The sequence below is a fragment of the Rhizobium sp. MHM7A genome (genome assembly GCF_005862215.1).
In the GTDB taxonomy this organism is placed as follows: domain Bacteria; phylum Pseudomonadota; class Alphaproteobacteria; order Rhizobiales; family Rhizobiaceae; genus Rhizobium; species Rhizobium bangladeshense.
In genome coordinates this window covers 176188-199055 of sequence record NZ_VCHT01000004.1, presented here as the reverse complement: position 1 = coordinate 199055, position 22868 = coordinate 176188, and the positions used below count along the sequence as shown (strand labels likewise).

Sequence of the window (22868 nt, the reverse complement as noted above, 5' to 3'; positions counted from 1 at the left end):
TTTCGGTCGCACGTTCCAGAGTTGAGACATTCATTTGGTTCGTGGCCGCGCACACCGTGAACCGTTCCCACCGTAGCCCTGGCAGGATTGCTGCAATGAAAATAGATGATCTGAAAATCGCGCTCGATGACGTTAGGGCCCGCCAGACAGCCCTGGTAAACTTAATTATCTTCACAGATCAGAAGGCTATGGCGGTATTTCGCCTTTATGTGACCCTGGGCATCGCCGCCGGCGCAGCGGGAGCGGCAAGCTTCTTCCGCAACGACGCGCTTCTCGAATTCGCGCGTTGGGCAATGGTAGCAACTGCCTTCTGGTTGGCTATCGGAGCATTTTTTTGTGTCCGAGCTATGTCGCGCGCAGCCATTAACCTACCTGGCCGTGGTCCAGAGTTTTGGCAGTGGGCGATGCGCCCCGAAAACGAGGCTCATGAGGTCGCTGAGGCCTATTTAGTCGAATTACTCGGCCGCCAGAAAGTCAACCGAGAACTCAACGAGAAGACGGCCGGCGCTCTGGATACCGCGGTCAAAATGGGTATCGTTACACCAGTCATCACCGCAGTAGCTGCCGCAGCCGTCCCGCTACTATCTTACCTGTAGTCCTTTTGCTTAGGGTCCTCGCTCTTGCGGCTATCCCAGTCCCGCGGCGGCGGAAGCTTCTCGCCGCTATTAGTCGTTTCCTTTTTGTCGTCGTCCTTGTCGTCGCCCATATCGCCCTCCATCGCTGGCGCTTCACGTTCCTGCTGCTGGACCGCTTTGTCAACATCGTCTTGGGGTGGAGACCATTTAGAGCTAAACATCCCACTGAACCTCCATATGTCCGCCTAACGCTTTCACGCCTCGGCTGATAGCCTTGAAGTTAGGATATTTACTCCGGTAGCCGCGGGTTTGAAAATATCGCTTTGTGCCCGCTTCCTCGTCAGCGTCCCGCATCGTCCATTGGACGTCGTAACAGCGGCTTCGGAATTGATCTAAAGAAACGACACCCGTTATCTTGTAGGGCTTCTTCTTCCGCTTGAAGCCATAATAGCGAGCCGCCGCCTGGATGTTTTGCAGGTCACGGTCGGGGAAAGCCGCGCAGAGTTCGTCGTACGTCGCCTCCGGATAGAGCTTTCGAAGCTTTTGACGAGCCAGCCACTCCCATGACTGCCGAGGTCTCACCAGGCCCAGCTTCCGGCACCTGGCTTGAATCGCCCGGTCAGTCCGATTGCAAAGGATCTGGCGCAAAGCAAAATAGTCTGGGTGGAAGAGGCGGCAGATTAAATCCTCCTCCTCGCTCCAGAGCTTTTGTCCCCAGACCGTATAACCGGAACGCAGCATCCGTGCCCTGGCACGCTCAGCAGACGCTGCACCCCGGGCAAGATATGCCAAATTCATGGCGCACCTCCTGCGGAATGCACGTTCGCTATTGAGGTCTCTTCACACCCATGGTGCGATACACATTGAATGTGCCCGCTTTATCGGTAAAGGCGGCGACAAGAGTTTTAGGGAGAGCGTTTAGCTCCCTAAGTTGGTATGCGATGTTGGCGAGATCGAATTTAAGCCTGTCGATTTCACTGGCGCGGACCTCCAAGATCCTGGCTTCAATCTCAGCTCTCTGTCTTAGAAGGTCTTCGAGTTCGGACATGGTTAATAATCCTCTCGCATTGCGAGAGAATTTTGAATCTCCCGCCGGGAGAGTCAACAGAAAACATCCCCGGCTTAATGTGCTTTAGCGTGAATCTGCCGGTGCGACACGGCCATATACAGTCGTAACCTTGGAGTGAATCTTAAAGATTGATCACGTAGAAGTTCAGCTGTAACAAAGCCAAGGGCAATCGTTCGTTGGGGCTTCGAGAGACTTGATTATCGACATAAACACCAAGCCAATTCCGCATAATCATATTGTAGCGTTGGCACGTCCAGGGGCTAACTACCGACTGTTTCAGGATTTTATCGAGCTTTCATTTGTCGGCGCAGAACTCCCGGGTTTGTTTCGCCACGACGAGCATGTCGATGTGCATGATGATAAGCTAATTGCCCGCATCCAGAGATCGAAGGAGATTCGTGCTTGGCATAATTTCGGCCGAAGCCCAGAGCGGGTTCCATCCAACAATTTGAACGAATACGACAATGCTGCTGACGATCCCAGTACCGGACAGCTGCTACGCGTCCTGAAGTTTTATTTGGATGATGCTCGCGCAGGAGATCTGGTAGTCGTCCCACCTCAGAACTTCGGGGGGAAGGTCCATATTGGCGAGTTTGAGCACGGCCCGGCGGGTGCCTTCCCCGCTGTGGTCCAACGCTACCCGGGTGATCCGATAGTCGTAAGGCGTGTCAAGTGGATTGGTACCTTAGATAAGGTCGACATGCCGGTTCGTATGATCGAGGCATTCCGGAAGCCAACTCCGCTGCTGCTGGTCCCGCAGAGTGAAAGAGCGGCCTTCTATAACGCCGCATACAAGAACTACTATACAGATCACCGCTTCTCATCAACATTCGACGTCACTTCAGCGGAATTCGACACCACGTCAGGGTCCGTAATTCCTGCGTTCTTCAATTTCGTTGCAGCAAATACGCGCGAAGTTGACAGGGCAACAGGCGTTATTCACGCCTTTGGCGCCGGTGCTTTCTTGAATCTCGCCGAGTATGCACCACATCTCGCGATAGATATCCAGTCCCCGGGCACGTTGTCACTGGTTTCGAGCTACATCACGCCCTTGGTCGCAAGCGCTCTACTGGCGCTAGCACTGACTGTTGGTCCAGCGGCATCTACTGAAGCTGTTCTCGGCAACTTGCAGGTTTCCAATAGCGCGGCAACGGGTGATGACGCATGCATTGTCCCCGTACGAGAACAGGTAGTTACGCATCTTCGCCTTTTGGGATATGATAAATGGGCAGAGGCTTGCTCACTACTAAAGGAAGCTGCGGACAAAACTGGGTTACAAAGTGAAGCGACAGTGAAAGGAGACAAATAAAGTGCCATCGCTGCAGACACTCGCCCTCTGCGCTCTGAGCAGTCTTTTTGCGTTTTTCGCCGGTATCGTTACGACCGATTTTGTCGACTTCCGCTCGGAAGCAAGGAAAAGCGCACAAACGCGCTTGGAAAGCTTCGACCAAACGGCGAAAGCAGTTGACGCAGTACTTATTAATTTCGCGAAAATATCGTCGGGGGAACGTCGCCTTTCGCCCGAAGAGCTGGACAGCCTGCGTACCTCTCTTCTTGATTTTCAACGCGCGGCTTTGGATCTAAGCTACAAAATTCCTGAGACCTCAAACCAATATCACTTATTAGAAGGATCTATAAACACAATACTAGATAAAGCTGCAAAAATATCCACACCAGACAAGAATAAACCTTTCGTTGTTGCCGTTGAGAACTTCCTTTACTTATCCTATGAGTTTCAAGATCAGGCAAAAAAATCCCAGCAGAGTTATCTGAAGGGCCTTTTGAACGATGTTAGGATCTAGCATTCGAGTTGGCAGGCTTATTGATGGCCTCGACTGATACCCCCGCCGTCCTCGAAGACGCCGCCGATCGGATCGCGGATTTTTCACTAGCGGATCTTCAGGTTATGCTTCGCCGCGCCGCCCTGCTGTTGCGAAACTCAGGGTCGATTGCCTTCGAGGACGATATCGAAGAAGCGCTTCGGGATCTGGCAGGCGAGTTCGGGAAGACGCGCAACGACACCGTCAGGTTCATCGTCCGGGAGTGGATGGAGAAGAACACCTATTTGCCGGTGCACGAGCTGGACGAAGATGGCGAGGTGGATGGGAATGCATAATCCTTGTACCCCGGTTCAATTCCGGGCGATGCCTCCTTTTCCGAATCAATGCGTTACCGGCAAAAAAACTCCGATCTAGCCTGAGACTTCATAGCGCGTCATGTTGCAACGGGTTTCCCTAATTTCCAAAAGCGCACGGTGAGCCTCAGGTTATTGAAAAAGGCGGCAGTGTGAGTGCCGCCTCAGAGAAATTAACTCGCCCTGTGGTTACCGCTCAGTGCTAGCGGACTTCGTATCGGCTGTGGCACCGCTAAAGCTTCCATTATTGGTGCCGTCGCTGCCACCACGTTTTTCTTGGCCCCAGCCGTTATTGCCTTTGGCTGTTTCCCCTGGGCAACCGTAATCACCCGCGTAGGCCGAGCCTCCAACGACAAGTACCATCGCGACGCTGAGAGCGAGAGTTAGTTTGCTAGATTTCACCGGGTGTCTCCCTAGTAAAGTTGCAACGTAGATGAAGAGTGCTCCACGTTGGCCGAGGTGTCATCTTGCCTCTTATAATAGTTCACTCGCCTGAAAGACGTACAGCCGCAGTCGGTGCGGAACCCTGTTTTCAGCGATTACGGGCGCCGAGATAGCGAATATGGCTGGGAGCTTGACCACTTCCCTATTCCGAAGGCACTCGGCGGCTCCGACGACATCTCCAACATCCGTGCGCTTCACTGGCGCGGGAATGCCGCTCACGGCCGACTGCTCGGTCTCGGTCTGGCGTCGGTGTCGAAGGATGAAAAGAACGAGGGGCTTGGCGGGCTTTTCGGCCTCTATCCAAAGTCATAAACCGCGGCATTATCCGCTGGATCCCGCAGCCCCTTAAAAGACGCATGGCGCAACTTCCCGTCATGCGTCCAGGCTCGATATTCAATCTCGGCGACGAGTTTCGGTTTAATCCAGATCAGATTCTTGCGCTGGCCGGTATACGTCACTGTAGGTGCCGACACCTTGATCTTGTCCATCGCAGCGCGAAGCTCCAATGCCTGGCTTGCTTTAAAGCCAGTTCCGACCGATCCGACATAGACCAGCTGGCCCTCTCTCCGCGCGGCCAGGAGCAGCGCGCCGATATTCCCGAAGGCCGAGCTTGACCGCTGATAGCCAATAATCGCGAAGCCGTCGCTCTGGATGCATTTGATCTTCTGCCATTCGCCACCGCGGCCGCCGCGATACGTGCTGTTCCGGTCTTTGGCGATGATGCCCTCAAGTCCATGCTCACAGGCAATGCGAAAGAGCTTGTCACCATCCGCTTCGATCTCCTCGGAGAGACGAATAGCCTCCTCCCCGCCGGCCGGCACTATCCCCTCGAGGAGATGGCGCCGCGCGGTGAGCTCTGTCCCGGTGAGGTCATGGCCATCGAGATAGAGGATGTCGAAGGCCATCAAGACCGATTCCCACGATGTCCGCTTTCCGCCGCGGCCGCCGAGCGACTGCTGAAGCTTTCCGAAATCCGATCGGCCCAGCTCATCGAACACGACGGCCTCGCCGTCCAGTATGGCAGTCGAGATCGGAAGGCGTTTTGCCGCGGCGGCAATGGCAGGAAAACGGTCGGTCCAGTCATGACCGCCGCTGGTCAGGATCCTGATGCCCTTCGGCTCGATATGAACGGCCAGGCGGTACCCGTCCCATTTCACCTCAAACGCCCACTGTCGCCCTTTCGGCGGCCGCGGCTTTAGCAGCGCGAGGCAAGGATCGATGCGCGCGGGCATTGGGTCGAGGGTGAGCTGATGCTGGGCCGGGTCACGCTTCTTACGCGGCCGGCTGCGGAGCGGTGCGTCCGCGTCACCAAGCAGCGGTTGGGAAGGCTTGCGAGGCGGCTTTGTCATCCCTGCACTTCATCAGCACGACCTTAAAAAGCAATTGACCAAGAATGATTATTGACTCATGCGGGCACGTGAACATAATAAGAACATCGGCGAGGCGGCCGCCAATCTGAAAACTGAGTATGGAGCACGGATATGCGCGAGCAGCCGATCGGCGAAGCCATGGTTGATGATGAGATAGCTGAGGTGCTTGCCTTTCATAAGGGCGATGCGCAAGCGGCGATAGGAACGCTCCTGGCAGACATTCGTCACCTTCGCTGGCAGCTAGTGCTGACCGAAGGAGCGATGGGACGAGGCATCACACGCGGTTGGCGGCCGAGCTACGACCGAGACGTAAATGCTTGACCGTCCCCAACCAAAGACCGTGCCTTTCGAAACGGCGCTGAACGATTGGTGGCTGTCGCAGCCGCCATCGTTTCGCGACAGCGTCAGCCGGTCAACCGCGCGCGCTTGTTTTCGTGCCGGATACACGGCGGGCAAGCAGCTCGGCGAACGCCGTTTTGTCTTCAGAGCCGGCCGGCTGCGGATTACCGTCTGGGCGACTGGCGTCATGGAAGCGAGGAAGAAAGCCGAAGCCGAGGCTGATTTTCGCGCCGCGAAGAACGGTTGGCAGAAGCCCAAAGCGGGCTGGCAACTCCAGGAGGTCAAATGAGCGACATCGACAGGTCGCCGAAGGGGCCAGACCTCTACGTCCATCACTGCGAGCACCAAGGCTGCGACAATTGGGGAAGCTGGGGAAACAGTCCCTCACCTGCAATCCCGGCTCGCTGGTGGTGCTGGGAGCACTTCCCGCACAAGACGTATGAGCAGGAACAGGCGCTGAGACGGAAACTCGAGGCCGCAGAGGATACTGCGCCCTAGAAGGTCACTCGAGATTGCGAGGTCGATTTTGCTGTAGTACTGGTTGCGAAATTTGGGGATAAATTGATGCTTCGCAAGTTCTTCGCCGCTGCTGCCATTTCCGTCATACTGACCGCTTGCCAGAGCAAGCCGGTTGACCAGCTATCTTACTCGGAGATGAAGTCTCTCTCGCTTGAATTGCACCAGCGTTGCTGGGCGCAGGGCGTCAAGAGCGATACACCTGAAATGAAAGCCTGCCTGCAACAGGAGTTCACCCGCGAGTCGTCTATGAGGAACAGCAATTATCAGGCAAGACAGGCGATTGGGGACGCGCTAATTGCCGGCGGACAAGGCTATAACCAAGGTATGCAGCAGCAGCCCACCTATCGACCGACAACCTGCACATCGACGCCGTCGAGCACCTGGGTGGGTGGTCCGGTTCGGCAGGTCCGGACTTCCTGCTATTGATGATCGCGGGCTTGATCCTATGCGCCTCGCTCACAGCTGTCGACGGCGACACAGTCAAATGCGACGGCCAGAACATGCGACTGCTTGGGGAAGGAGTTCCGTTCGTCTCGGGCATAGACACGCCGGAGATCGGGAGCCATGCTAAGTGCATGAAGGAACGGAAGCTGGCGCTGATCGCCAAGGGCAGGCTGAAAGAGCTTTTGGCTGAAAAAGGTTTGAGGGTGATGTTCAGCGGCGCGGTGGATCGCACGTCATCTCATCGCCCGCTCGTCAACATCTATCGAACGAACGGCGAAGAAATCGGCAAGAGGCTGCTGCGGGAAGGCTTTGCGCGCACTTGGAGCCCGAAACGAAGGAACGATTGGTGCGACTAAGCCAAATGTATCGCCTGACTATTCTCGCAATCCCGATACTATTAACCGGCTGCAGGACTGCCGAACCGTACGATCCGGTATATTCCACACAGATCCCGCCAACGGCAGCCGAAAGATCAGCTGTCATCGATTATGCACGCAAGACCTATTACAATGAGCGTGAAATCAGGGACGTGAGCATATCGAAGGTACTGACGCTAAGTGGTGGCGAGCGGATCATCTGCATCAGGTTTAAGGCGAAGAATCAACTCACAGAGCCTGCCGGCGTGACGACAGAATCCTTGCGCTTTGACCAAAGATACGGGTTTGCCCTTGGTGGTTCTCTGCATCACGACTACCTCTGCAATCCCAGATGGCTACACTATTATCCGGTCGCCGAATTGGAAAACTAATCGACCATAGCTAAACAGTCGAAGCTGCGGTCACGCCAATCAACACCTATCAAACCTGCCCGAAATCGCACAGGAACCAGGATCACTGCCAACCGTTATTGCATTGAAACCGCGCAAAGATTCCTGCGCCCGCAGGCGTCTGACTTCCATACGCGCGGTTTCGTCCTCAACTAACTGCCCCGTCTCGGCGGGGCTTTTTTATCCATGCGCACGACACGGTTCAGTTGATCTTTAGCCAGTGCCGAACCCAAGTCACCGCACCGTCACTCATATATGCGACAATGCCGCCGATTGTGAGGCCGGCGAAAGCGATCAGCCCTGAAATCCCGTAGCCGATCGCTTTCATCCTTTTCCAATCCTCCAATGCCGGTTGAGTGGAGGCATGGTTCTTGTCCACCGTTTCCTTGAGGGCTTTGATCTCCTCTCGTAAGGTGGCGTCAACGCCTCCGCTTATAGCGACGGTCGTGTCGAGATGTGCAATCTGCTTGGCTTGTTCATCCAACCGTCGATGAATCACCGACCGGCTTTCGTGAGCATTGTCCTTTTCGTCACTTACGTCCTCACGGAGGAGCGCCACGCTTTCTTCTATCCCGGTAAGTCTGCCTTCAACCCGCCCAAGGGCCCGGAGGATATCATCATTCGATGTCATCTATTTCGATGCCTTACACTATCAATTTGGTCTTTTCAGATTGCGCGATGCCATTCGCAATCCGGTCGATCATGATGGGCTGCGGATGGATAAAGGATACCGGCGAAAGCTCCCCGACCGACGGCGCCGGGCGGACCACTGTCCCAACCGGCATGACGACGGCGCTGGATCCTTGATAGGTGATGACGTTGCCGGCGATACTGCCGATGACCTGCGTGCTCAGGCGAGCGATGCCGGCCGGCCCGGAATATATGTGCAGCGTCTGCTCCGCCCTGAAGAGGCTCGCATCGGCGACAACGATCTGATTGTAGGTCGCGACCCCGTCGGTGCCGGCCTGCGCGGTCAAGGTCGTGCTCGGCAGCTCGAGCATGCCGGGCCATCCCCCGCCACGGGTCGGAGATACCCATGCCGAATAGGTATCGATCGCAGCGTCGCAGCATGCGGAGGTCTGCGCCATGATATCATCGTGTAGCCGCCACTTACCCGAGGCATCGGTGCCATCAGCGGGCCACGTATTGTTAGCGCCATAAACCTGATACTCCGAGTGCAGGCCGAGCTCGTTCGCCAAGATTGTGCCGGTGGCGGGAGTGGTTGCTGATCCCACGAAATTATAGGTGAAGGTTGTCGGCCCCGTGACCGTAATGACCACGTTCCCGTTGTATTCGGTTTGCGTAGCCCCGGAGATAGTGACGGTCTGTCCGGTGACCAGTCCGTTGGTTCCTGAGGCGATTGTTGCCGTGACGACGGTGCCGACCGAAGTAAGAGTGACGCTGCGCGTAATCGTCGTTCGCCCTAGCGGCGGGAAGGCGACGATTTTGACGCCGGCATATTCCGCGCGAATGCGGGTCACCAGAGAGCGGTAATTGGTCGTGAAGAACTGCGCGTAAGTCGACGCGGTGTCGTTCTGCCCCATCTGATTTGCAATGACCGTAAACGGCCATTTATTGTCGTTGAAGGCAATGATTTCCCGGACGACATCTCTTCGCCTGGTGGCGATCGACGAACCGCTGCCGGTATATTCGCGAACAGAGCCAGCGCCGGGCATGCCGATCAGGCAATGCGGAATTCGGCCGATGCCGCCGCTCTTGTCGAGCCAGCGGCGCAACCAGCCAAGATTGCCGCGCGCATCGGCAGCGGACGAATATTCCTGGCGCGCCTCGCCGATGCTGTCGACAAAGCCAAGGGCGACTGGCCTCCCATCCCAGTCGCCTTTGGCAACCATGAAGTCCGGGCCGTAATACTGTGGCTGGGCCTGCTGACCATAGCTTGTGTCGAGCGAGGCGGTGCTGTCGGCATCCGGTGTGGACATGAACCCTTGCAGAGTTGCGAAGTCACTTGCTCCCCACACGCGTTCACCGCGGTGCTTCTGGATGCGATAGACAGGCCATATCTTCTCACCCACGGCAGTATGATAGAAAGTCCAGAGTTCGATCGCACTTTCCGGATCAACGTCGGGAATGGTGATTGCGTCTGTCCACTGGCCGTTTGTCTGGTCGGCAACGGTCACGTTATTGGAGCCGCCGAACTGCAATTGCGTGAAGGTTGAGCCAACGCGCATATACATGGCATCGACAAGGACCGAATTGCCCGGCGTACCGATCGTGCCGGTGACAACCGTTTCCTGCGGCGAATTTCCGCCTTCCGTAGAGGCGAAGCCGGAGAGGTGAAAGCGGAAGGTCCGCGTCTTGTATTGCGGTGTGTTGACGACAATCTTGGTGCAGACATAGTTCGTGCCGGAGGCGGCGGTGAGGATGGCGCCCGACGGCATGCGGTTTCGGGTTGCGAAGAACATGTAACGATCGGGATCGCCGCTTCCGCCACCAGTCGGGACGGTGTTCATGCTTGACCAGTTCACCGCGCCAGTCGACACGGCATAGGCAGCCATCGCGCCGTTGATCTCGGTGTAGCTGGTCCCGAGCGCTTGATTGATCCACGCGAGCAGGCGCCCATTGAAGCCCCCGGCATTTGGAATGCCGACCTGATCGAACAGCGCAGACCAGTCGCCTTCGTAGTTGAGTGATGTCCCGGTATAGCCGCGGACCGCCGCTTGCCGGTCGCCCTGTGCGCTCGTCATCGTGTCTTGCCTCGCATTTCGGTCTTTGAGTTCCCCAGACGCCTACTTCCGGCAGGCCGCGTCTTTTCGGCATTGGATGTTATTTGAAGCAATTGCCGGCCCCGCGGTCGGGTCTTGCGATGCCATGAAAGCCGCTTTGGGATCGGAGAAGCGGGTAAATTGGTAGCCGCTACCGTTGACCGCATTCGTCTGCTGGCAGCCCGCTATCGCGCATGAACACGCGGCAACGCTCGAAAGCAGGAAGATTCCTGAAATTCGCATTGTTCTTCTCCAGGGTGTTGATGCGGTCGAGCGCTTCCTTGGCCGCTTTGACCTGTTGGGCCCGCCGCTCCTCGCGGGCGCCTATCCATTTCGCCGGGTAGTAAGAAGCCACTGCACCGAGAACGAGCCCGAGCGCCAGGACGACCGGGAGCTTAAAGCTGTCCGGTATGAGCTTGGTGAGGAAGTCCATCAGTTCTTCACCCGATCCCAGACATACAGGCCGATACCGACGACGCAGGCAAAGACGAGGACGCCGGCAAGCGCATAGGCCAGCGGACCATCATGCGGGACGAACTGCAGCGCTCCGGTGGACGAAACTGCGGTGATCGTGCTTACGACCTTGCCGTTGATGAGAGGGGCGCGCTGTGGAAGCGCTGGCGTGCCGCTGGACTGGATATAGCCGCCCTTGGCCCAAAGCCCCGCCTCCGCCGCCCTGCGGTTCACCAGGCCGTTGCTGACGACCTTCTTGCCGTCGATCGTCGTCTTGTTCCACTTCGCCAGCTCGCCAGGCACGGCCGCATAATTCCCGGCATTCAACTTTTTCAGCAGCGTCGAAGATTTGAACGCTCGGACACCGGCGTTGAAAGTAAACATGACGAGGGCGCCGAACTGGTTATCGGTCAGATCGACTTTCACCGACGTTGCAACGGCGCGCTCGCACGGATCGAGGTCATTGCGGAGCCACGCCAATGCCTGGGCCTCGGTGATCTCAGGAGCGCCGGGATAGACGTCCGGTCCCGTATGTCCGTAGCCTTGTGTTGCCGTGCCGCGGATCTTCATTCCCGGCCGCAGTCGTGTCTTCTTCAGACCCGGCTTCGGATCGGCGTCGTCATAGACGAACGGAATGAAAAACTCCCACTGCTTGAGCGCAATTTCGGTCGTGGCGTTGACTTGTCGCGCCATTGGGCATGCTCCAAATTGTGAGGGTGATCGTTACGACCGGCGCTTCGGGCCGATCTGGAAAGAGTAGTGATGGTTCCGGCCGTCGTAGGCCTTGTTGACCCAGCCTAGCCAGATTTTGAGGTAGAAGCCGCCGATGAGCGGCTGATCACGCTTGAAGCAGAAGAACCGGACGCCCTTGGCCGTCTCCATGACGTACCACTGATTTTTAGGGGTTTCGGTGATCTGCTGCTTGATGATGATGGTGCCGGCCGCCGGCATTCCCAAGAGACGCGATTGCCACCCGTGGGCCGGATTTCGGCAGATCCAGCATGTCCGCTGCCACCAAAGACGCCAGCCGGTGAGATCGGCGCGATAGCCTTTGACGCCCTGCCCTATTCCGCCATCCAGATCGGCATCGAGCGTTGAGAACCATTGCAGGATACCGGGGAGCCGCGGTCCAGTCAGGAGCGACAGTGCCGCAAGAACCGGTGACAGCAGATAGGAGAGCAGCACGAACGCGAGGTTTGCCGGCCAGTAAGCGATGTAGCGGAGGATCGACGCGCTCATAGTTGGGCGGCCGCGGCGAAGAAGCCGTCGATCTGCTGCGATGTGAATCCCATGGCCGCAAATCCAGCCGCCATCATCGGGCTATCCTTCACGAATGTGCCGCTATATTCAAATGCATCCTGCGTCTCGCCATCCTGCTGAGCCACCCATGCCTTGACCGCATCGAGCAGGCCTGCGCGCCGAAGCATCAGCCGGAATTGTCGCGCCGAGACTGCGAACACCGCCGGCCCGGCGGTCTGGAACGCGATGGCGGCAGGATCGTCATCCGACAGGAACTCTTCTGCCACCCCATCCTGCCGCTGTTCGTAAAGCCCGGTGATTGCGCCGTTCGATCGTGAAACAAAGGGCATTATGCAGTCCTCCCACATGAGAATGTGAAACCGTCATTAAAGACCCAAAGGGCGCCAGCGGCACCGGCAACGTGACGAACCTGCCTGGATGTGTTTGTCCAAATATCTCCGTTACCAACCGAGAAGCCGCTTGCGACCTGAGGCGTTCCGGCAACGCCACCTTGATCTCCGCCACCAGCGACAAGCGCGCCTTTGGCAGGATCATGGACAAGCACAGAGTTTGTGGTTGATGGAGAATTGAACATGAAGCGTAGTTTAGCCTTCGACTTCACGCCGTTGGGAACGGTCAGCGCCAGAAGAGCGCCAGCCAGCCCTGTTGCAATATTCGCGGCATCAATGATCGGTGTGACGAATTGATATTCGTCGTTGGGGAACATGAAGAACGCGCGAATATTCGAGCTGGAGTTGGTGAGAACCACACCAATGCATTTAACGATGGTATAGCCAGTGAGCAGCGTCGTCGTCACGCCGCCGATAGTCGCCGACGTCGAGAAAACCACGTCGAAAGACAGGTCGGAATTCTTACGCAGCGCGTAGGCGAAATAAGTGGCGCTGGCGGCGACCGAGCCGGTGTCAAGAGCACCATTGCCTGTCCCGACCGCCCACGTGCCGTTGATGCGCTTGGTGAAGCTGCTGGCGTTGGAGACGAATGACGATCCCGACCGAGCCGAACCGGCCGCGAAATCAATATGCGTGTTCGGGTTGGACGCGTTGTTCGACAGGAGGAGCCCATCAACAAAACTTCCGACGGCGGAACTGTCGGCTTTGGCTAAAAGCCTGGTCAGAACCTTGTCGGTGAAGAACGCCGATCCGCCGCAGACGATGAAAGCAGAATTTCCGTTCGGAATGACGAGCGTGGACGCGCCGTCGATGGTCTCAGCACCGTTCGGGTCAACCGTTACGTCGCCACCGTCGGCGATCACGGTAATGACCCAGTTGGCAGCGAGGGTAGCGGCCGCCGTGAGCGTGAGTGTCGCCGCCGCAGTGAACCGCAGCACGGCGTTGTCATCCGTAGCAAGAGCGGTGTAATCGCCTGACTTGGCCGCATAGACCGATGCGCGGCCGAACGCGATATCGACGCCGTTCTGCGTGAAGCCCAATAGGCCGCCGCCCTTGAGGTACAATCCGGTCTGCGGGACTGACGCAAAGCCGATGCCAGGAGCCGAAACCGTGCCGCTTGCAATCTTCAACGGCGAAATCATCGGCGCCGAGCCATCGCGCGGCAGCGAGTTGGTGATTTCATTGCCGAGATCGGTGGTTAGCGCGTTCCACGGCACCGGGTCGATAATCTGACCGACTGAGGGCGTCGTGCCGGCCGGCTTGGAATAGACGCCGGTTGATGGATTTCTGGGCATTCACCATCTCCAAAAGAAACGGCCCCGCGAATTGCGAGGCCTCAGGTCCTGTAGTATTGGTTGCGTTATGATCCGTGTTCTGCAAATCGCTTGTATCTTCGCGACGACTGCGTTGCTTTATGCGGTCGTATCGGGCGTTGACGCGCTTAAGTATGTCGTTGGTGACGATTTCAGAGGCGGCGTTATCGTCGGCGTCCTATTCGTGATCGCCCTCTATTTGGTCATTTGCTGGATCGACCCGTCATCGCGTCCTCGCGGTTCCGGCGTTCAGAAGCAGGGCTTTAACGACCGGATCGACTAGCGCGGGCGTCGTTCCCATCCCCTGAGCTCTCATCAATCCTTCGACCAGCTTTTCACGCTGCTCGCCGATAAGTGCCCGCGCTAGGCTCTCGCGGGTGACGTTGCCGGTGTTACTCGATATCAGCGCCTTGACGATGTCGTCGGCCTTATCAATAGCCGCCGATCGAGCCGCACCAAGGAAGCCACCAGCCTTGAATGCTTCCTTCACACCGAAATTACCGGCACCCCCACCCAACTCGTTCTGAGCTGCGAGACGCGCCGCGGTTTCGCTATTGCGCGTGACGGTATTAGCCGTGTCGGCATAGATGCGCTCGTTCTCGAGTACCTTAAAAAGCTGATCGGCCTTCTCCGGTCCGAAGAGGGTGGAGAGACGAGCGCGGTTCCAATCCCCCTCCCCTTTGATCAGCCTGTTCATCGCAGCGATGTCGTTCGAATTCGTGCCGACTATGCGGTCGATCTCGGCCCGAGCGCCCTGGGATAGGCGCAGCGGGACCGCAGACGGACCGATCTGCATCCCCTGTGGCTGAACGCCCTGCTCGACCTCTGCGGCCAATTCGGAGGGGCGCGGCGCTGTGCGTCCACTGTCGAGGACTTGCTGACCACGTGTCAGAGCTTCGTCCTGACGGGCCAGCTCAGAAAATCCTGCATCGAGCTCCTTGATGCGAGGAACGGCACGGGTAAGGCCGTCATCGAGCATCTGGCGCGCTTCCATCAGTGTAGCAATCGCCTTCGGATCAACTTCCGTCTTCAGAAGCCCATCGATCGCCTGGCGCGTCTGAAACATGACGCCTGGATCTGTGGAAAGGACGTTCGAGTTCGCAACATTCAGCATGTCGCGAACCTGCCGTAACCGGGCCTGAGCTGGGCCGCGAAGACGGCTGATGTCAGCTTCCATCGCTTCGGCTATCGGAGTCATGTCGTAAGGGCGGGCTCCCCTGAAGACTTCGCGATAGTGAGGGCTGAACATATCCTGATTTGCTTCGATTCCGGCCCTGACTTCCGAGGGAACAACGTTTGGACCCATCGTCTCATTGATGGTTTGACCAATGCGAGCGTTTGCGCTGGCCTGGCGGTCGGTGAGCGCGTTTCGGATCGTCGCCTGCGCCTCTCCGGGCGTTGCTGCAAGCGCGCCGGCCTGCTTTTGAAGGTTCGGGCCCAGATCCGCCGGAATAGCCTCAGGACCCATTTCCGTCAGCCTGCGCGGCAGCGCAGACGCATCGAGACCGTCATCAGTGACCGCGCGCCGGAAGTAACCGAACGCCTGCGGGTCCATGCCAGCGACTTTGGCAGCCGTTCGTGAGCGGAATGCATCGACCAGCGACCTGGCTCCAGCGCCGATGACCTTGCCAGCCACGGGGCCACCTAATCCAAATAGGCCACCCAAATATGCCCCGTCCCTGATCGCTGTTGGATCTCCACCATGTCGAACAGCCGCATCTGCTCCCCCAATGGCAGCGCCGCTTCCTGCAGAGATTCCCGAGCGCAGGAGCAAACTCCCGCCGCCCGCGCCAAAAGCGGCAGGTGCAGCCATGACCGCAGGGATTGTCCCGGCAACGGCGCCGGTTATCTGCGCGCCCTTATCGATGATCGGGTTCGCTTCCTTTTCAGCTCTGGTCGCTTCGTTCAAACGATCCATTACCTGATCGTAAGTTTCGTCCGTGAATGCGGCGACTGTCGCTGCTGCAGATCGTTCGGTAGCGCCGCGGATAATCGGCCCTGCGATAGGAATACCTTCGATAAGACCGCCGACGCCCGTTCTGGCGACTGAAAGAGCGTCGTCGGCGGGTAATCCATTCCGATCCAGCACCGGGCCCTTATGCGCGGCTTCTCGCTTAGCGGCGAGATCAGCATAGATCCGGGCTCGCAGCTCTTCGCCGGTCTGAGGGGGCGCGGCAGCCGAATTCGGCGATGGGATCGCCCCTCCCTCTCCGCTGGACGATACCTGCGGCTGATTCTGAAGCCTCAGACGCGCGGCCGCGATTGCCAGGGCCCGCTGCTGTTCCGGTGTCATTTCTGCCATAGCTTGCGCTCCGCTGGCGTCATTGCGCCCCATACGTCCTCGGGAACACCTTCCGGAGCCGGGCCGATGTCTGCCTTTGGCGCGGCAAGGTTCGGCACCTCCGCAATGTCCCCGAGAGTCGGCAGGATATCCGCCTCGTTCATACCGCGCCGGCCGATGATGCCTCGATATTGGCCGATGTCGTTATCGAGCGCTCCGCGATAGGCGCTCATGCGGCTGCGCGCCTCGTTCAGGACCGCAAGGCGTGTCTCAGGCGTCAGCCTTTGACCACCGTTGACGCTGTTGATCATGCCTGAGAGCCAATCAGGTAGACTTGCCGTGTTGTTGACCATGACCATTTCGCCCTCACGGACCACCGAGTTCGGGTCCATGATCTTGCCCAAGCCGTAAACGAGGTTGAGGTCTGATGCCTTGCTGTCGGTCTTGGCCGTGTCGATCATCGACTGGTAGACCGGCGCCGCCTGCTGATACGATTTGTACGTCGGGAGGTTCTGGATTTCCTTGCGGAGGTTCGACACGTCTTCCGGCTTATAGCCGGTGCCTTGGTAGACGACGCGATCCTGGCCCGGGCTGAAAAGCGTCTCGCCCGGCTGCACGACTACAGGCTTGTTCCTTTCGAAATCGGACTTCTGCCGCTCGAGATCGATTTTCGCTTGCTCTGCTGCTGTGAGCGTGCCGCGATTTTCCTGCTCCTGACGGAATTTCTCGCGCTCGAAATCGAGCTTCGCCTGATCGGCCTGCGACATCTCCGAACGATAAACCGGCGTGAGTGTGCCGCTGCGAGGATCGGAGCGCAGCACAGTACCATCAGGCAGCACCTGAAAGCCGTATTCCGTCGGTTTCGTCAAAGCTTGCAGAGACTGCGCCGCCAGCGCCTTCACCTGCGGGGATGCGTTCGGGTTCATAATCGCCTGCACCAGAGCCTGAGCGCGCGGGTTGGCCAGCGGATTCGGCGCCTGCTGCGGGGCATTGTCCAGCGCTTGGGCGAGACGAACCGGCGCAGGCTGCTGTGATTGCGGCTGACCAGCGGGAACGCCGGCAACAGGAGGAGTTGGACCGACATCTCGGCCAGGCAGAGGCGGCAGCGCAGCCTGAGGGCCAGCCTCTGGCGGCATAACCTGCGCCGGATCGGATGCGCGCATCTGCCCAGCAGCGCCAGGCATGGGAATGCCGATCGAAGGGTCGAGGCTTGCAACTTCACCCGGTGCGGCTGGCGGCGGCTGTGGAGCGTCGGGACGTCCGGCCGTCGTCACCATCGGGTCGCGATAACCCGGCGTCGGAGGTGCTGGAGGAGGGTTGACCGGCGGCGGCTGGATCGGCGAAGGAGGTGCAGCGATGGCTGGGGCTGCGCTTGCGACCTGGGCACTGGCGGGGGCGGCCACATCGCCGGATTCAAGATCGGCCACGATCTGCGCCATTTCGGCATCGGGAATATTCTTGAAGCCCTCCCACTCAGATCGCAGCGCCTGGATCTTCCCCGGCAGTGTGTCGGAGGAAGCGAGACGCTGGCGAGCGAGATAAGACGCCACCCGATCTTGAGTGGCCCTATCATAGGGAGCGTTCGGATCAAGACCAAGGGCATTCACAGCGCCTCGCAGCGTCGTGCCGACTGTCTGGTACTTCCCGACAGGCGTGGCGACACGACCAACCTTGCCCTTGACATATTGAGCATAGGGTCCGCTCGGATCGGTGAAGGCCAAGACGTCTCTGATCGGCATGCTGGAAACGGATGTGCCTGCAAATGGCCCATCCTTTTGAGCATGTCCGAAGAGGGTGTCGTAATCCCCCGCTCCTTCCGTCCTGTCGACCGCGGCAAGAAAGGATGACGGCAGCTCACTACTGGTAGGCGTGGCGGCAACATTTCCGGACGCATCCACCTTCGGCATAGACGAGCCCGTGGCGCCGGGATTGGATGGCTTGTTGCCGCCGCCGAACAGCGATGACAAGAAACCCTTGGGCTGCTCAGGAGGCGTGTAAGGCTGGCCAGTGATGGCGGAGATTGCCTGAGCGTCAGCGGCCCGCTGCTGGGTTGCCTGATTGCGAACGGCGAGGCCGCCCATCAGCGCCTGGGCCATGCGCGCCGCGCCTTCCCATGGCGACTGAATCGGGCTTGTATCGGTGCCCTGTTGCAGCATCGCCGCGGCAAGACGCTTGCGGGCGTCCGTGACATCCGCCTGCGTCTGGCCTGTATCGCCGCCGAAGATGAAGCCCATCACAGAACCCCCGCGTAATTGACCATCTTGAAGCCGCCGGGACCAACGGCGACGGCGCCGGGAGCGACCGTCTCGACCTCATCGGCCATCAAGCCGACTTGCCGGCCGCCGCCCCAGAGATATTCGTATTCGTAGACTGGCAGACCAGACGCTGTTTCGCCGATCCGATGGACGGCGCGCTTCAGCCGCCGATCGGACATTGCCCAGCCGCCAAGCAGTGCCGAGCCGAGGCCGAACAGACCACCCATTGCCGCATTCGACCTGGCGACCTCCTGATTGTACTGCCCCATTTTCTGATTGTAGTTTTCGTTGATCAAACCCGCCTGGTCGACCGTGGGAAGCTGTGTCGTCGGCGAGTTCACATAATTAGGCTGATTGACCTGTGAGCCCGACATCAGCGCGGAAATCTCGTTCAGCGGCTGGTTTCGCTCGGTCAGGATCGAGTTCTGCGCGTTGGAATACATGTCGCCCAGGTATTGATCCGCCGCGGCTTGCTTGCGGGTCGTAAAATCCCTCATCGCGTTCTCATATGCCGCCGAGCCCATTGTCACGCCCTTGTCGGCCAGGCTCTGCTCCAAGCTCGCCTGATCGCGATCCCATTGGTTGTTGAAGCCGCCCTGCCAATGGTCGTTGACGTATTTGTCGACGTTCCCAGAGCTGAGATCGACATTCGTATCGAGGATGCCGGAAATCTTTCCCGTCTGTGAATTCGCCAGCTTCGCCAACCCGAGCTGCGTCTGCTGCGTCTGGTCGTAGATGGCCTGATTTTCCGGCGAATAGGTCTGATAGGCCGACCGGATTGGGATCTGATATGTCTTCCCGTTCTGGTCGGTCATCGTCTGATGACCGGTGACCTTGTATTCGAGCGAGCCGTCAGGCGTGTACTGGTTGACATAGCTCAGGCCGGAATTGGCAATCGCCGTATCCACGTTCGTCGCAGTCTGCGCCGCCGCGGTCTGCGTGGGATCGGGCGCCTTAGGCGCCTTAGGCGTTGAGACCATAGGGAAAGTCCTCTTTCATGAGTCCATAGAGCAGCGCATCGCAGTCGCCGAAATATCCACGCTGGCGGCCTTCAAGTTTCGCGCCGAGCCTGTCGAGCGCCTTCTGAGCCTGCGCGTTATCGGCCCGCGTCCTGAACGTCGCACGGCGGCAGCCCAGCTGCTGGACGACATAGCGGAACGCCGCCCGCATGAGCGTCAAAGACAGCCGATCGGCAGCAAGCGAAACCTCGACGTCATGTTCAGTCCAGACGTTGAAGACATACCCGGCGATGATCCTGCCGCGGTCGACATGGGCCAATGCCGTGTATGGAGGTTCGAACGAAACCCCGATCTTTGCCCCGACCCACGCCGCGATGTCGGCCCGGGGTTCCGAGACGATCAAAGCGGCGCGCCTTTTTCGTAAAGCACCGAGCCGCCCACGACGGCAGCTTCCGAAACAGAACCGGATGAGCCGGAGATCAATGCACGAACTGTCGGGGCGAGCGCAGAACCTGCGCCGCCGGCGGAGGCGAATTTTCGCACCAGCGATATGCCGGGGAACTTCGAAACGCCCCAGATTGCCGTTCCCCATTTCGCCGCGGTGCTGTTTTCCACCGACGACAACAGCGCAGTCGGGATCTTCGTCTGATAGTCGACGGAGATCCCGGCATACATCAGCGTCGAGACTCCGATCTGCGCAGTCACGCCAATCAGTTTCGAGAATTTCGTCGAAAGACCATCGCCGAAGCGATTCCACGCCCCGACCATGATGGCATCGATCGACATACCATTATCGTTGGCCCCGGCTTCTGCCTCATAGACAGTGCCATCGCTGCCACCGAAGAATAGCCGATCTTGCCACGTCGCCCAGCAAGAGGCACCCATGCCGACGAAGCGGCACCAAGCCCCTGTCTCGGTGTTCATCACATACTGGTACGGTCCAAACGACGAAGGCAGGTTGACGATAGCCATCTGGCGAGCCGGGAAACTCGACAGCTGCCACTCCTCCGATGTCGTGCCGGCAGCCGCCACGGTCTCGCGCCAGGTCGGACCGATCTTTGCGGTGATGGCGCCCATACTGGTGGCGCCTCGATCGAGCTGGATGGCCTTGGTGATCGGCACGATCCCGTCGGTGGTCATTATTGCCAGGTCAGCGCCAACCGACAGCAGGCATCTGTTCGTGCCCAGCGGTCTGCCGAGTTTGAAGGTGCCGATCAGCCCCCAATTGGTCGAGCTTGACGGGTCCGACCCCTGAAAGACGATCACCTCGCCCTCGGATGACATCAGGACGAGACACTGCTGCAGGCCGGTCGACACCGGAATGGTCCAGACGTTGATCGCCACCAGCGTTCCGCCATACTTCATGTTGCCGCCAACCGGCAGGACTGTTGCTGTGCCGCTGACGGCATCCGTCGCCAGATACCAAACGTTGGTCGAGTTCTTTTCGATGAACCACAGGCGGGACCGATAGGCCGTCACAGCGATCAGCAACGATGAATCCGGAATGCCGGTGATCATCGTCGTCGCGACATACGCCGTTGCGGTTGAGCCGGTCTCAAGCTGGGCGTTCGTCACGGTACCGGCCACGGTGAGCGCCAGCGTGCCGGCGGCGGGCGTGAATGTGAGCGTCACCCTGTTGCCGACACCAGTTCCGTTCAGAACCCCGGCATGGGCGCCAGACAGCGTGATCGATCCGGTGCCGAAGAAGCTCAGCGTATACGGCACGTTCTTGACCGCGACGTTCTGCGTCACTGGGGCCGCGCTTCCAACAATGTAGTTGTTGGTCCACGACGAGCCGTTGAACAGCAGCGGTGTATCGAGACCGTTCACCAGCCGCAGATATTCTTGGCCGGCCGGATTGGTGTATTGCTGGAAGGACCAATGAGCGCTGCTCTGCCCGGAGACGACGGCGGCGCCGACTGCACCCCCTGCCGTGACGTCGAAAATCTTATCCCCTGCAGCGGCGAAGAGCCGATTGCTGACACCGGAATAGGGAATGACGGTCTTCACATCACCGCCCAGGCCCGTTGCGAAGGCGAGGTATCCATAGCGAGCGCGGACGCGGTTGGCCTCCGGAAAGAAGTTATCAAGCTGAAACGCAGCATCCTTCGGCATGTCTGCCATCTCGACGTCGGTGCGCCATCCGCCTATCGGCGCAATCCAATCCTTGCTGGGAGAGACGCGGGTCTTTCCGGCGCTTGCCGGTACGGGTGTCCGCGTCATGGGTTCGGCACCGTGATGACGCCGGGCCAATAGTTCTCCGGGACCTGCCCTCGGTTCGGCAGCGAGATATCCATTGGGGCGGCGGCGCGGTCGGAGCCGATCGAGGATTCCTTGGCACGTTCGAAACTCGCCATCTCTTCCCCGTAATCAAGGCCCTTGGCGCGCTTCCAACGCCAGATCAGTGAAAGCTCGACGAGCTCTTCCGGAAAGCGGGCCGTGTCCGTGTCATTGGCCCAGGTGGCGGCGTAGGTCGTGCCGCCGTTGACGGCGACCCACGAGTTCGACACGTATTCGTACCGGATGTTCTCCCCGAAATCGTTCGGATAGATCGCCAGCCGGCCGGCCAGCATCCGCCAGATTTGCGGCACCGGGTTGGAGTTGATGATGGTGTTACGTTCCCAGGTCTGCGGCTCGACTGGGCCATTCAGCTGCCATAGGCGCGATGTGTTCCAGATCTTGGAGTTGTCGCCGAACCGATCCCAATCCGCGGGCGGTTCGGACGGCTCCGGGATCACCCCGGTTGCCGTGAAATCACGCACGACGATCAGCGCCGACCAGTCATGTTCCCGCATCAGATCCCGACCCGCACGCTGCGACAGGATACGCAACTGGGCAATCTGAGGATCCGCCGAGGACATGACCGCCGTCGGCGCGTCAAGATCGATTTCCGCGCACACGTTCTGAATGATCGTCAAGAGCGACATGCGCGGATCTCCATCAGGCTGCTTCGCGACCGCGGCCCTTGCTGCCGCCCTGTCGATCGTTTTCGAGCGCTTCAAAGCGAGACGCCATCTCCTTCATCTGCCCCTGCAGCCGGCTGACCTCGCCCTTCAGCCGTTCGTTTTCGGCGGCGAAGGCCGAGGCCGCGCTGGAGTTTTCGGCGGTCGCCAGGTAGCCGCGGGCCGCAGCTACGAGCTCGTTTGCGCCCATGCCAAGCTTCTGCTTCGCGGTGTCCGACAGGGCCGCCATCTGCTCGACCGTGTAGATGTTGATCGCTTCAAGCTCTTTGATCTGGCTGGGCTTCAGATAAGGCCATTGCGCCAGCGGCGTTCCGACCAGCTGCTCGCGCGCGGCAGCGCCTTCCTTGAAGCGCTTGTAGGCGTCGGAAAAGCGGAGCTTATCGTTCTCGGTCACCTCGCGGTAAACTTCGGTGTGCTTGTCACCGGCGATGAAAATTCGCACGAATTCCTTATCGGCGAAAATCGGTCGCCCTTCCTTCTCCGTCAGAAAGGTCTGTTCGACCGGTTCAAGGCTGAAGGAGGCATAAATTCCAGTGTTGGTGTCGGCCATGGTGATGTCTCGCGGTTGATGGCGGGGAAAGGAAAACGGGCGCCGAAGCGCCCGCCGTTGAT

General features: G+C 58.9%; 29 protein-coding genes. 11 read left to right on the top strand and 18 right to left on the bottom strand.

Going from position 1 to position 22868, the window contains the following annotated elements:
- Nucleotides 1–95 precede the first annotated feature (95 nt).
- The gene (locus tag FFR93_RS17225) at nucleotides 96–596 is read left to right on the top strand and encodes a hypothetical protein (protein WP_138394129.1); all 501 of its coding nucleotides are present in this window, start codon (nucleotides 96–98) and stop codon (nucleotides 594–596) included.
- Here FFR93_RS17225 and FFR93_RS17220 read toward each other — a convergent pair.
- Genes FFR93_RS17220 through FFR93_RS17210 form a run of 3 tightly spaced genes read right to left on the bottom strand, consistent with a single transcriptional unit; the run spans nucleotide 587 to nucleotide 1623 of the window.
- A complete protein-coding gene (locus FFR93_RS17220) occupies nucleotides 587–796 on the bottom strand; it encodes a hypothetical protein (RefSeq protein WP_138394128.1) in 210 nt (69 codons plus the stop codon). The two genes, FFR93_RS17225 and FFR93_RS17220, sit on opposite strands and share 10 nt — an antisense overlap.
- Nucleotides 789–1373 (bottom strand): hypothetical protein, encoded by a 585-nt coding sequence (locus tag FFR93_RS17215; RefSeq protein WP_138394127.1) that lies wholly within the window; start codon nucleotides 1371–1373, stop codon nucleotides 789–791. Before FFR93_RS17215 ends, FFR93_RS17220 begins: the two co-directional genes overlap by 8 nt.
- Before the next feature lie 28 nt (nucleotides 1374–1401).
- Nucleotides 1402–1623 (bottom strand): hypothetical protein, encoded by a 222-nt coding sequence (locus FFR93_RS17210; RefSeq protein WP_138394126.1) that lies wholly within the window; start codon nucleotides 1621–1623, stop codon nucleotides 1402–1404.
- 214 nt (nucleotides 1624–1837) lie between these two features.
- On the opposite strand from FFR93_RS17210, the gene FFR93_RS17205 reads away from it, so the two are divergent.
- From FFR93_RS17205 to FFR93_RS17190, 4 genes are all read left to right on the top strand, one after another.
- Nucleotides 1838–2953 carry a hypothetical protein gene (locus FFR93_RS17205; protein ID WP_138394125.1) on the top strand — a complete coding sequence of 372 codons (1116 nt, stop codon included), beginning with the start codon at nucleotides 1838–1840 and terminating at the stop codon, nucleotides 2951–2953.
- A 1-nt stretch (nucleotide 2954) separates the two neighbouring features.
- Nucleotides 2955–3446: a hypothetical protein gene (locus tag FFR93_RS41290; protein WP_205910746.1), complete on the top strand. Its 492-nt coding sequence runs from the start codon at nucleotides 2955–2957 to the stop codon at nucleotides 3444–3446.
- 23 nt (nucleotides 3447–3469) lie between these two features.
- Nucleotides 3470–3760 carry a CopG family transcriptional regulator gene (locus FFR93_RS17195; protein WP_138394124.1) on the top strand — a complete coding sequence of 97 codons (291 nt, stop codon included), beginning with the start codon at nucleotides 3470–3472 and terminating at the stop codon, nucleotides 3758–3760.
- Nucleotides 3761–4294: 534 nt separating this feature from the next.
- Nucleotides 4295–4534, top strand: coding sequence for an HNH endonuclease (locus FFR93_RS17190; protein WP_205910745.1), 240 nt, complete (start codon nucleotides 4295–4297; stop codon nucleotides 4532–4534).
- On the opposite strand, the gene ligD is transcribed toward FFR93_RS17190, so the two are convergent.
- A complete protein-coding gene (gene ligD, locus FFR93_RS17185; protein WP_138394123.1) occupies nucleotides 4519–5571 on the bottom strand; it encodes a non-homologous end-joining DNA ligase in 1053 nt (350 codons plus the stop codon). The genes FFR93_RS17190 and ligD overlap by 16 nt on opposite strands.
- 132 nt (nucleotides 5572–5703) lie before the next feature.
- Between ligD and FFR93_RS17180 the strand changes: the two genes are divergently transcribed.
- The 6 genes from FFR93_RS17180 to FFR93_RS17155 all read left to right on the top strand — a co-directional run bounded on the left by FFR93_RS17180 (nucleotide 5704) and on the right by FFR93_RS17155 (nucleotide 7642).
- The gene (locus FFR93_RS17180) at nucleotides 5704–5913 is read left to right on the top strand and encodes a hypothetical protein (protein ID WP_138394122.1); all 210 of its coding nucleotides are present in this window, start codon (nucleotides 5704–5706) and stop codon (nucleotides 5911–5913) included.
- The gene (locus FFR93_RS17175; protein WP_138394121.1) at nucleotides 5906–6220 is read left to right on the top strand and encodes a hypothetical protein; all 315 of its coding nucleotides are present in this window, start codon (nucleotides 5906–5908) and stop codon (nucleotides 6218–6220) included. Before FFR93_RS17180 ends, FFR93_RS17175 begins: the two co-directional genes overlap by 8 nt.
- On the top strand, nucleotides 6217–6429 hold the full coding sequence (locus FFR93_RS17170; protein ID WP_138394120.1) for a hypothetical protein: 213 nt from the start codon (nucleotides 6217–6219) through the stop codon (nucleotides 6427–6429). The genes FFR93_RS17175 and FFR93_RS17170 overlap by 4 nt, the downstream gene beginning before the upstream one ends.
- A gap of 66 nt (nucleotides 6430–6495) precedes the next feature.
- A complete protein-coding gene (locus FFR93_RS17165; protein ID WP_138394119.1) occupies nucleotides 6496–6876 on the top strand; it encodes a hypothetical protein in 381 nt (126 codons plus the stop codon).
- Nucleotides 6876–7250 (top strand): thermonuclease family protein, encoded by a 375-nt coding sequence (locus FFR93_RS17160; RefSeq protein ID WP_138394118.1) that lies wholly within the window; start codon nucleotides 6876–6878, stop codon nucleotides 7248–7250. Before FFR93_RS17165 ends, FFR93_RS17160 begins: the two co-directional genes overlap by 1 nt.
- 5 nt (nucleotides 7251–7255) lie before the next feature.
- The gene (locus FFR93_RS17155) at nucleotides 7256–7642 is read left to right on the top strand and encodes a hypothetical protein (protein ID WP_138394117.1); all 387 of its coding nucleotides are present in this window, start codon (nucleotides 7256–7258) and stop codon (nucleotides 7640–7642) included.
- Nucleotides 7643–7862: 220 nt separating this feature from the next.
- Here FFR93_RS17155 and FFR93_RS17150 read toward each other — a convergent pair whose 3' ends face one another.
- From FFR93_RS17150 to FFR93_RS17085, 14 genes are all read right to left on the bottom strand, one after another.
- On the bottom strand, nucleotides 7863–8291 hold the full coding sequence (locus tag FFR93_RS17150) for a DUF1515 domain-containing protein (RefSeq protein WP_138394116.1): 429 nt from the start codon (nucleotides 8289–8291) through the stop codon (nucleotides 7863–7865).
- 13 nt (nucleotides 8292–8304) lie between these two features.
- A complete protein-coding gene (locus FFR93_RS17145) occupies nucleotides 8305–10131 on the bottom strand; it encodes an SGNH/GDSL hydrolase family protein (RefSeq protein ID WP_138394247.1) in 1827 nt (608 codons plus the stop codon).
- Nucleotides 10132–10534: 403 nt separating this feature from the next.
- Nucleotides 10535–10816: a hypothetical protein gene (locus FFR93_RS17140; protein WP_138394115.1), complete on the bottom strand. Its 282-nt coding sequence runs from the start codon at nucleotides 10814–10816 to the stop codon at nucleotides 10535–10537.
- Nucleotides 10816–11529, bottom strand: coding sequence for a lysozyme (locus tag FFR93_RS17135; RefSeq protein WP_138394114.1), 714 nt, complete (start codon nucleotides 11527–11529; stop codon nucleotides 10816–10818). The genes FFR93_RS17140 and FFR93_RS17135 overlap by 1 nt, the downstream gene beginning before the upstream one ends.
- 30 nt (nucleotides 11530–11559) lie before the next feature.
- Complete coding sequence (locus FFR93_RS17130) at nucleotides 11560–12075, bottom strand: hypothetical protein (RefSeq protein WP_138394113.1); 516 nt, start codon at nucleotides 12073–12075, stop codon at nucleotides 11560–11562.
- Nucleotides 12072–12425: a hypothetical protein gene (locus tag FFR93_RS17125; RefSeq protein ID WP_138394112.1), complete on the bottom strand. Its 354-nt coding sequence runs from the start codon at nucleotides 12423–12425 to the stop codon at nucleotides 12072–12074. Before FFR93_RS17125 ends, FFR93_RS17130 begins: the two co-directional genes overlap by 4 nt.
- The gene (locus FFR93_RS17120; protein WP_138394111.1) at nucleotides 12425–13780 is read right to left on the bottom strand and encodes a hypothetical protein; all 1356 of its coding nucleotides are present in this window, start codon (nucleotides 13778–13780) and stop codon (nucleotides 12425–12427) included. The genes FFR93_RS17125 and FFR93_RS17120 overlap by 1 nt, the downstream gene beginning before the upstream one ends.
- A gap of 241 nt (nucleotides 13781–14021) precedes the next feature.
- Nucleotides 14022–16100, bottom strand: coding sequence for a hypothetical protein (locus FFR93_RS17115; RefSeq protein WP_138394110.1), 2079 nt, complete (start codon nucleotides 16098–16100; stop codon nucleotides 14022–14024).
- Nucleotides 16088–18313, bottom strand: a complete 2226-nt coding sequence (locus tag FFR93_RS41465) for a hypothetical protein (protein WP_246661327.1) — start codon at nucleotides 18311–18313, stop codon at nucleotides 16088–16090. Before FFR93_RS41465 ends, FFR93_RS17115 begins: the two co-directional genes overlap by 13 nt.
- Entirely contained in the window at nucleotides 18313–19314 is a 1002-nt protein-coding gene (locus FFR93_RS17105; protein WP_138394109.1) for a tail fiber domain-containing protein, read from the bottom strand. Before FFR93_RS17105 ends, FFR93_RS41465 begins: the two co-directional genes overlap by 1 nt.
- Nucleotides 19298–19696, bottom strand: coding sequence for a GNAT family protein (locus FFR93_RS17100; RefSeq protein WP_138394108.1), 399 nt, complete (start codon nucleotides 19694–19696; stop codon nucleotides 19298–19300). Before FFR93_RS17100 ends, FFR93_RS17105 begins: the two co-directional genes overlap by 17 nt.
- Nucleotides 19693–21516, bottom strand: coding sequence for a hypothetical protein (locus tag FFR93_RS17095; protein ID WP_138394107.1), 1824 nt, complete (start codon nucleotides 21514–21516; stop codon nucleotides 19693–19695). Before FFR93_RS17095 ends, FFR93_RS17100 begins: the two co-directional genes overlap by 4 nt.
- The gene (locus tag FFR93_RS17090; RefSeq protein ID WP_138394106.1) at nucleotides 21513–22220 is read right to left on the bottom strand and encodes a hypothetical protein; all 708 of its coding nucleotides are present in this window, start codon (nucleotides 22218–22220) and stop codon (nucleotides 21513–21515) included. The genes FFR93_RS17095 and FFR93_RS17090 overlap by 4 nt, the downstream gene beginning before the upstream one ends.
- Before the next feature lie 13 nt (nucleotides 22221–22233).
- A complete protein-coding gene (locus FFR93_RS17085; protein WP_138394105.1) occupies nucleotides 22234–22806 on the bottom strand; it encodes a hypothetical protein in 573 nt (190 codons plus the stop codon).
- Nucleotides 22807–22868: the final 62 nt, after the last annotated feature.

Coding starts and splice junctions, on each gene's coding strand:
- FFR93_RS17220 (WP_138394128.1), bottom strand. CDS start 796: ATGTTTAGCTCTAAATGGTCTCCACCCCAAGACGATGTTGACAAAGCG.
- FFR93_RS17115 (WP_138394110.1), bottom strand. CDS start 16,100: ATGGCAGAAATGACACCGGAACAGCAGCGGGCCCTGGCAATCGCGGCC.
- ligD (WP_138394123.1), bottom strand. CDS start 5,571: ATGACAAAGCCGCCTCGCAAGCCTTCCCAACCGCTGCTTGGTGACGCG.
- FFR93_RS17225 (WP_138394129.1), top strand. CDS start 96: ATGAAAATAGATGATCTGAAAATCGCGCTCGATGACGTTAGGGCCCGC.
- FFR93_RS17145 (WP_138394247.1), bottom strand. CDS start 10,131: ATGAACACCGTCCCGACTGGTGGCGGAAGCGGCGATCCCGATCGTTAC.
- FFR93_RS17180 (WP_138394122.1), top strand. CDS start 5,704: ATGCGCGAGCAGCCGATCGGCGAAGCCATGGTTGATGATGAGATAGCT.
- FFR93_RS17140 (WP_138394115.1), bottom strand. CDS start 10,816: ATGGACTTCCTCACCAAGCTCATACCGGACAGCTTTAAGCTCCCGGTC.
- FFR93_RS41465 (WP_246661327.1), bottom strand. CDS start 18,313: ATGGGCTTCATCTTCGGCGGCGATACAGGCCAGACGCAGGCGGATGTC.
- FFR93_RS17135 (WP_138394114.1), bottom strand. CDS start 11,529: ATGGCGCGACAAGTCAACGCCACGACCGAAATTGCGCTCAAGCAGTGG.
- FFR93_RS17120 (WP_138394111.1), bottom strand. CDS start 13,780: ATGCCCAGAAATCCATCAACCGGCGTCTATTCCAAGCCGGCCGGCACG.
- FFR93_RS17130 (WP_138394113.1), bottom strand. CDS start 12,075: ATGAGCGCGTCGATCCTCCGCTACATCGCTTACTGGCCGGCAAACCTC.
- FFR93_RS17215 (WP_138394127.1), bottom strand. CDS start 1,373: ATGAATTTGGCATATCTTGCCCGGGGTGCAGCGTCTGCTGAGCGTGCC.
- FFR93_RS17165 (WP_138394119.1), top strand. CDS start 6,496: ATGCTTCGCAAGTTCTTCGCCGCTGCTGCCATTTCCGTCATACTGACC.
- FFR93_RS17160 (WP_138394118.1), top strand. CDS start 6,876: ATGATCGCGGGCTTGATCCTATGCGCCTCGCTCACAGCTGTCGACGGC.
- FFR93_RS17210 (WP_138394126.1), bottom strand. CDS start 1,623: ATGTCCGAACTCGAAGACCTTCTAAGACAGAGAGCTGAGATTGAAGCC.
- FFR93_RS17095 (WP_138394107.1), bottom strand. CDS start 21,516: ATGACGCGGACACCCGTACCGGCAAGCGCCGGAAAGACCCGCGTCTCT.
- FFR93_RS17195 (WP_138394124.1), top strand. CDS start 3,470: ATGGCCTCGACTGATACCCCCGCCGTCCTCGAAGACGCCGCCGATCGG.
- FFR93_RS17170 (WP_138394120.1), top strand. CDS start 6,217: ATGAGCGACATCGACAGGTCGCCGAAGGGGCCAGACCTCTACGTCCAT.
- FFR93_RS17085 (WP_138394105.1), bottom strand. CDS start 22,806: ATGGCCGACACCAACACTGGAATTTATGCCTCCTTCAGCCTTGAACCG.
- FFR93_RS17150 (WP_138394116.1), bottom strand. CDS start 8,291: ATGACATCGAATGATGATATCCTCCGGGCCCTTGGGCGGGTTGAAGGC.
- FFR93_RS17105 (WP_138394109.1), bottom strand. CDS start 19,314: ATGGTCTCAACGCCTAAGGCGCCTAAGGCGCCCGATCCCACGCAGACC.
- FFR93_RS17175 (WP_138394121.1), top strand. CDS start 5,906: ATGCTTGACCGTCCCCAACCAAAGACCGTGCCTTTCGAAACGGCGCTG.
- FFR93_RS17125 (WP_138394112.1), bottom strand. CDS start 12,425: ATGCCCTTTGTTTCACGATCGAACGGCGCAATCACCGGGCTTTACGAA.
- FFR93_RS17090 (WP_138394106.1), bottom strand. CDS start 22,220: ATGTCGCTCTTGACGATCATTCAGAACGTGTGCGCGGAAATCGATCTT.
- FFR93_RS17155 (WP_138394117.1), top strand. CDS start 7,256: ATGTATCGCCTGACTATTCTCGCAATCCCGATACTATTAACCGGCTGC.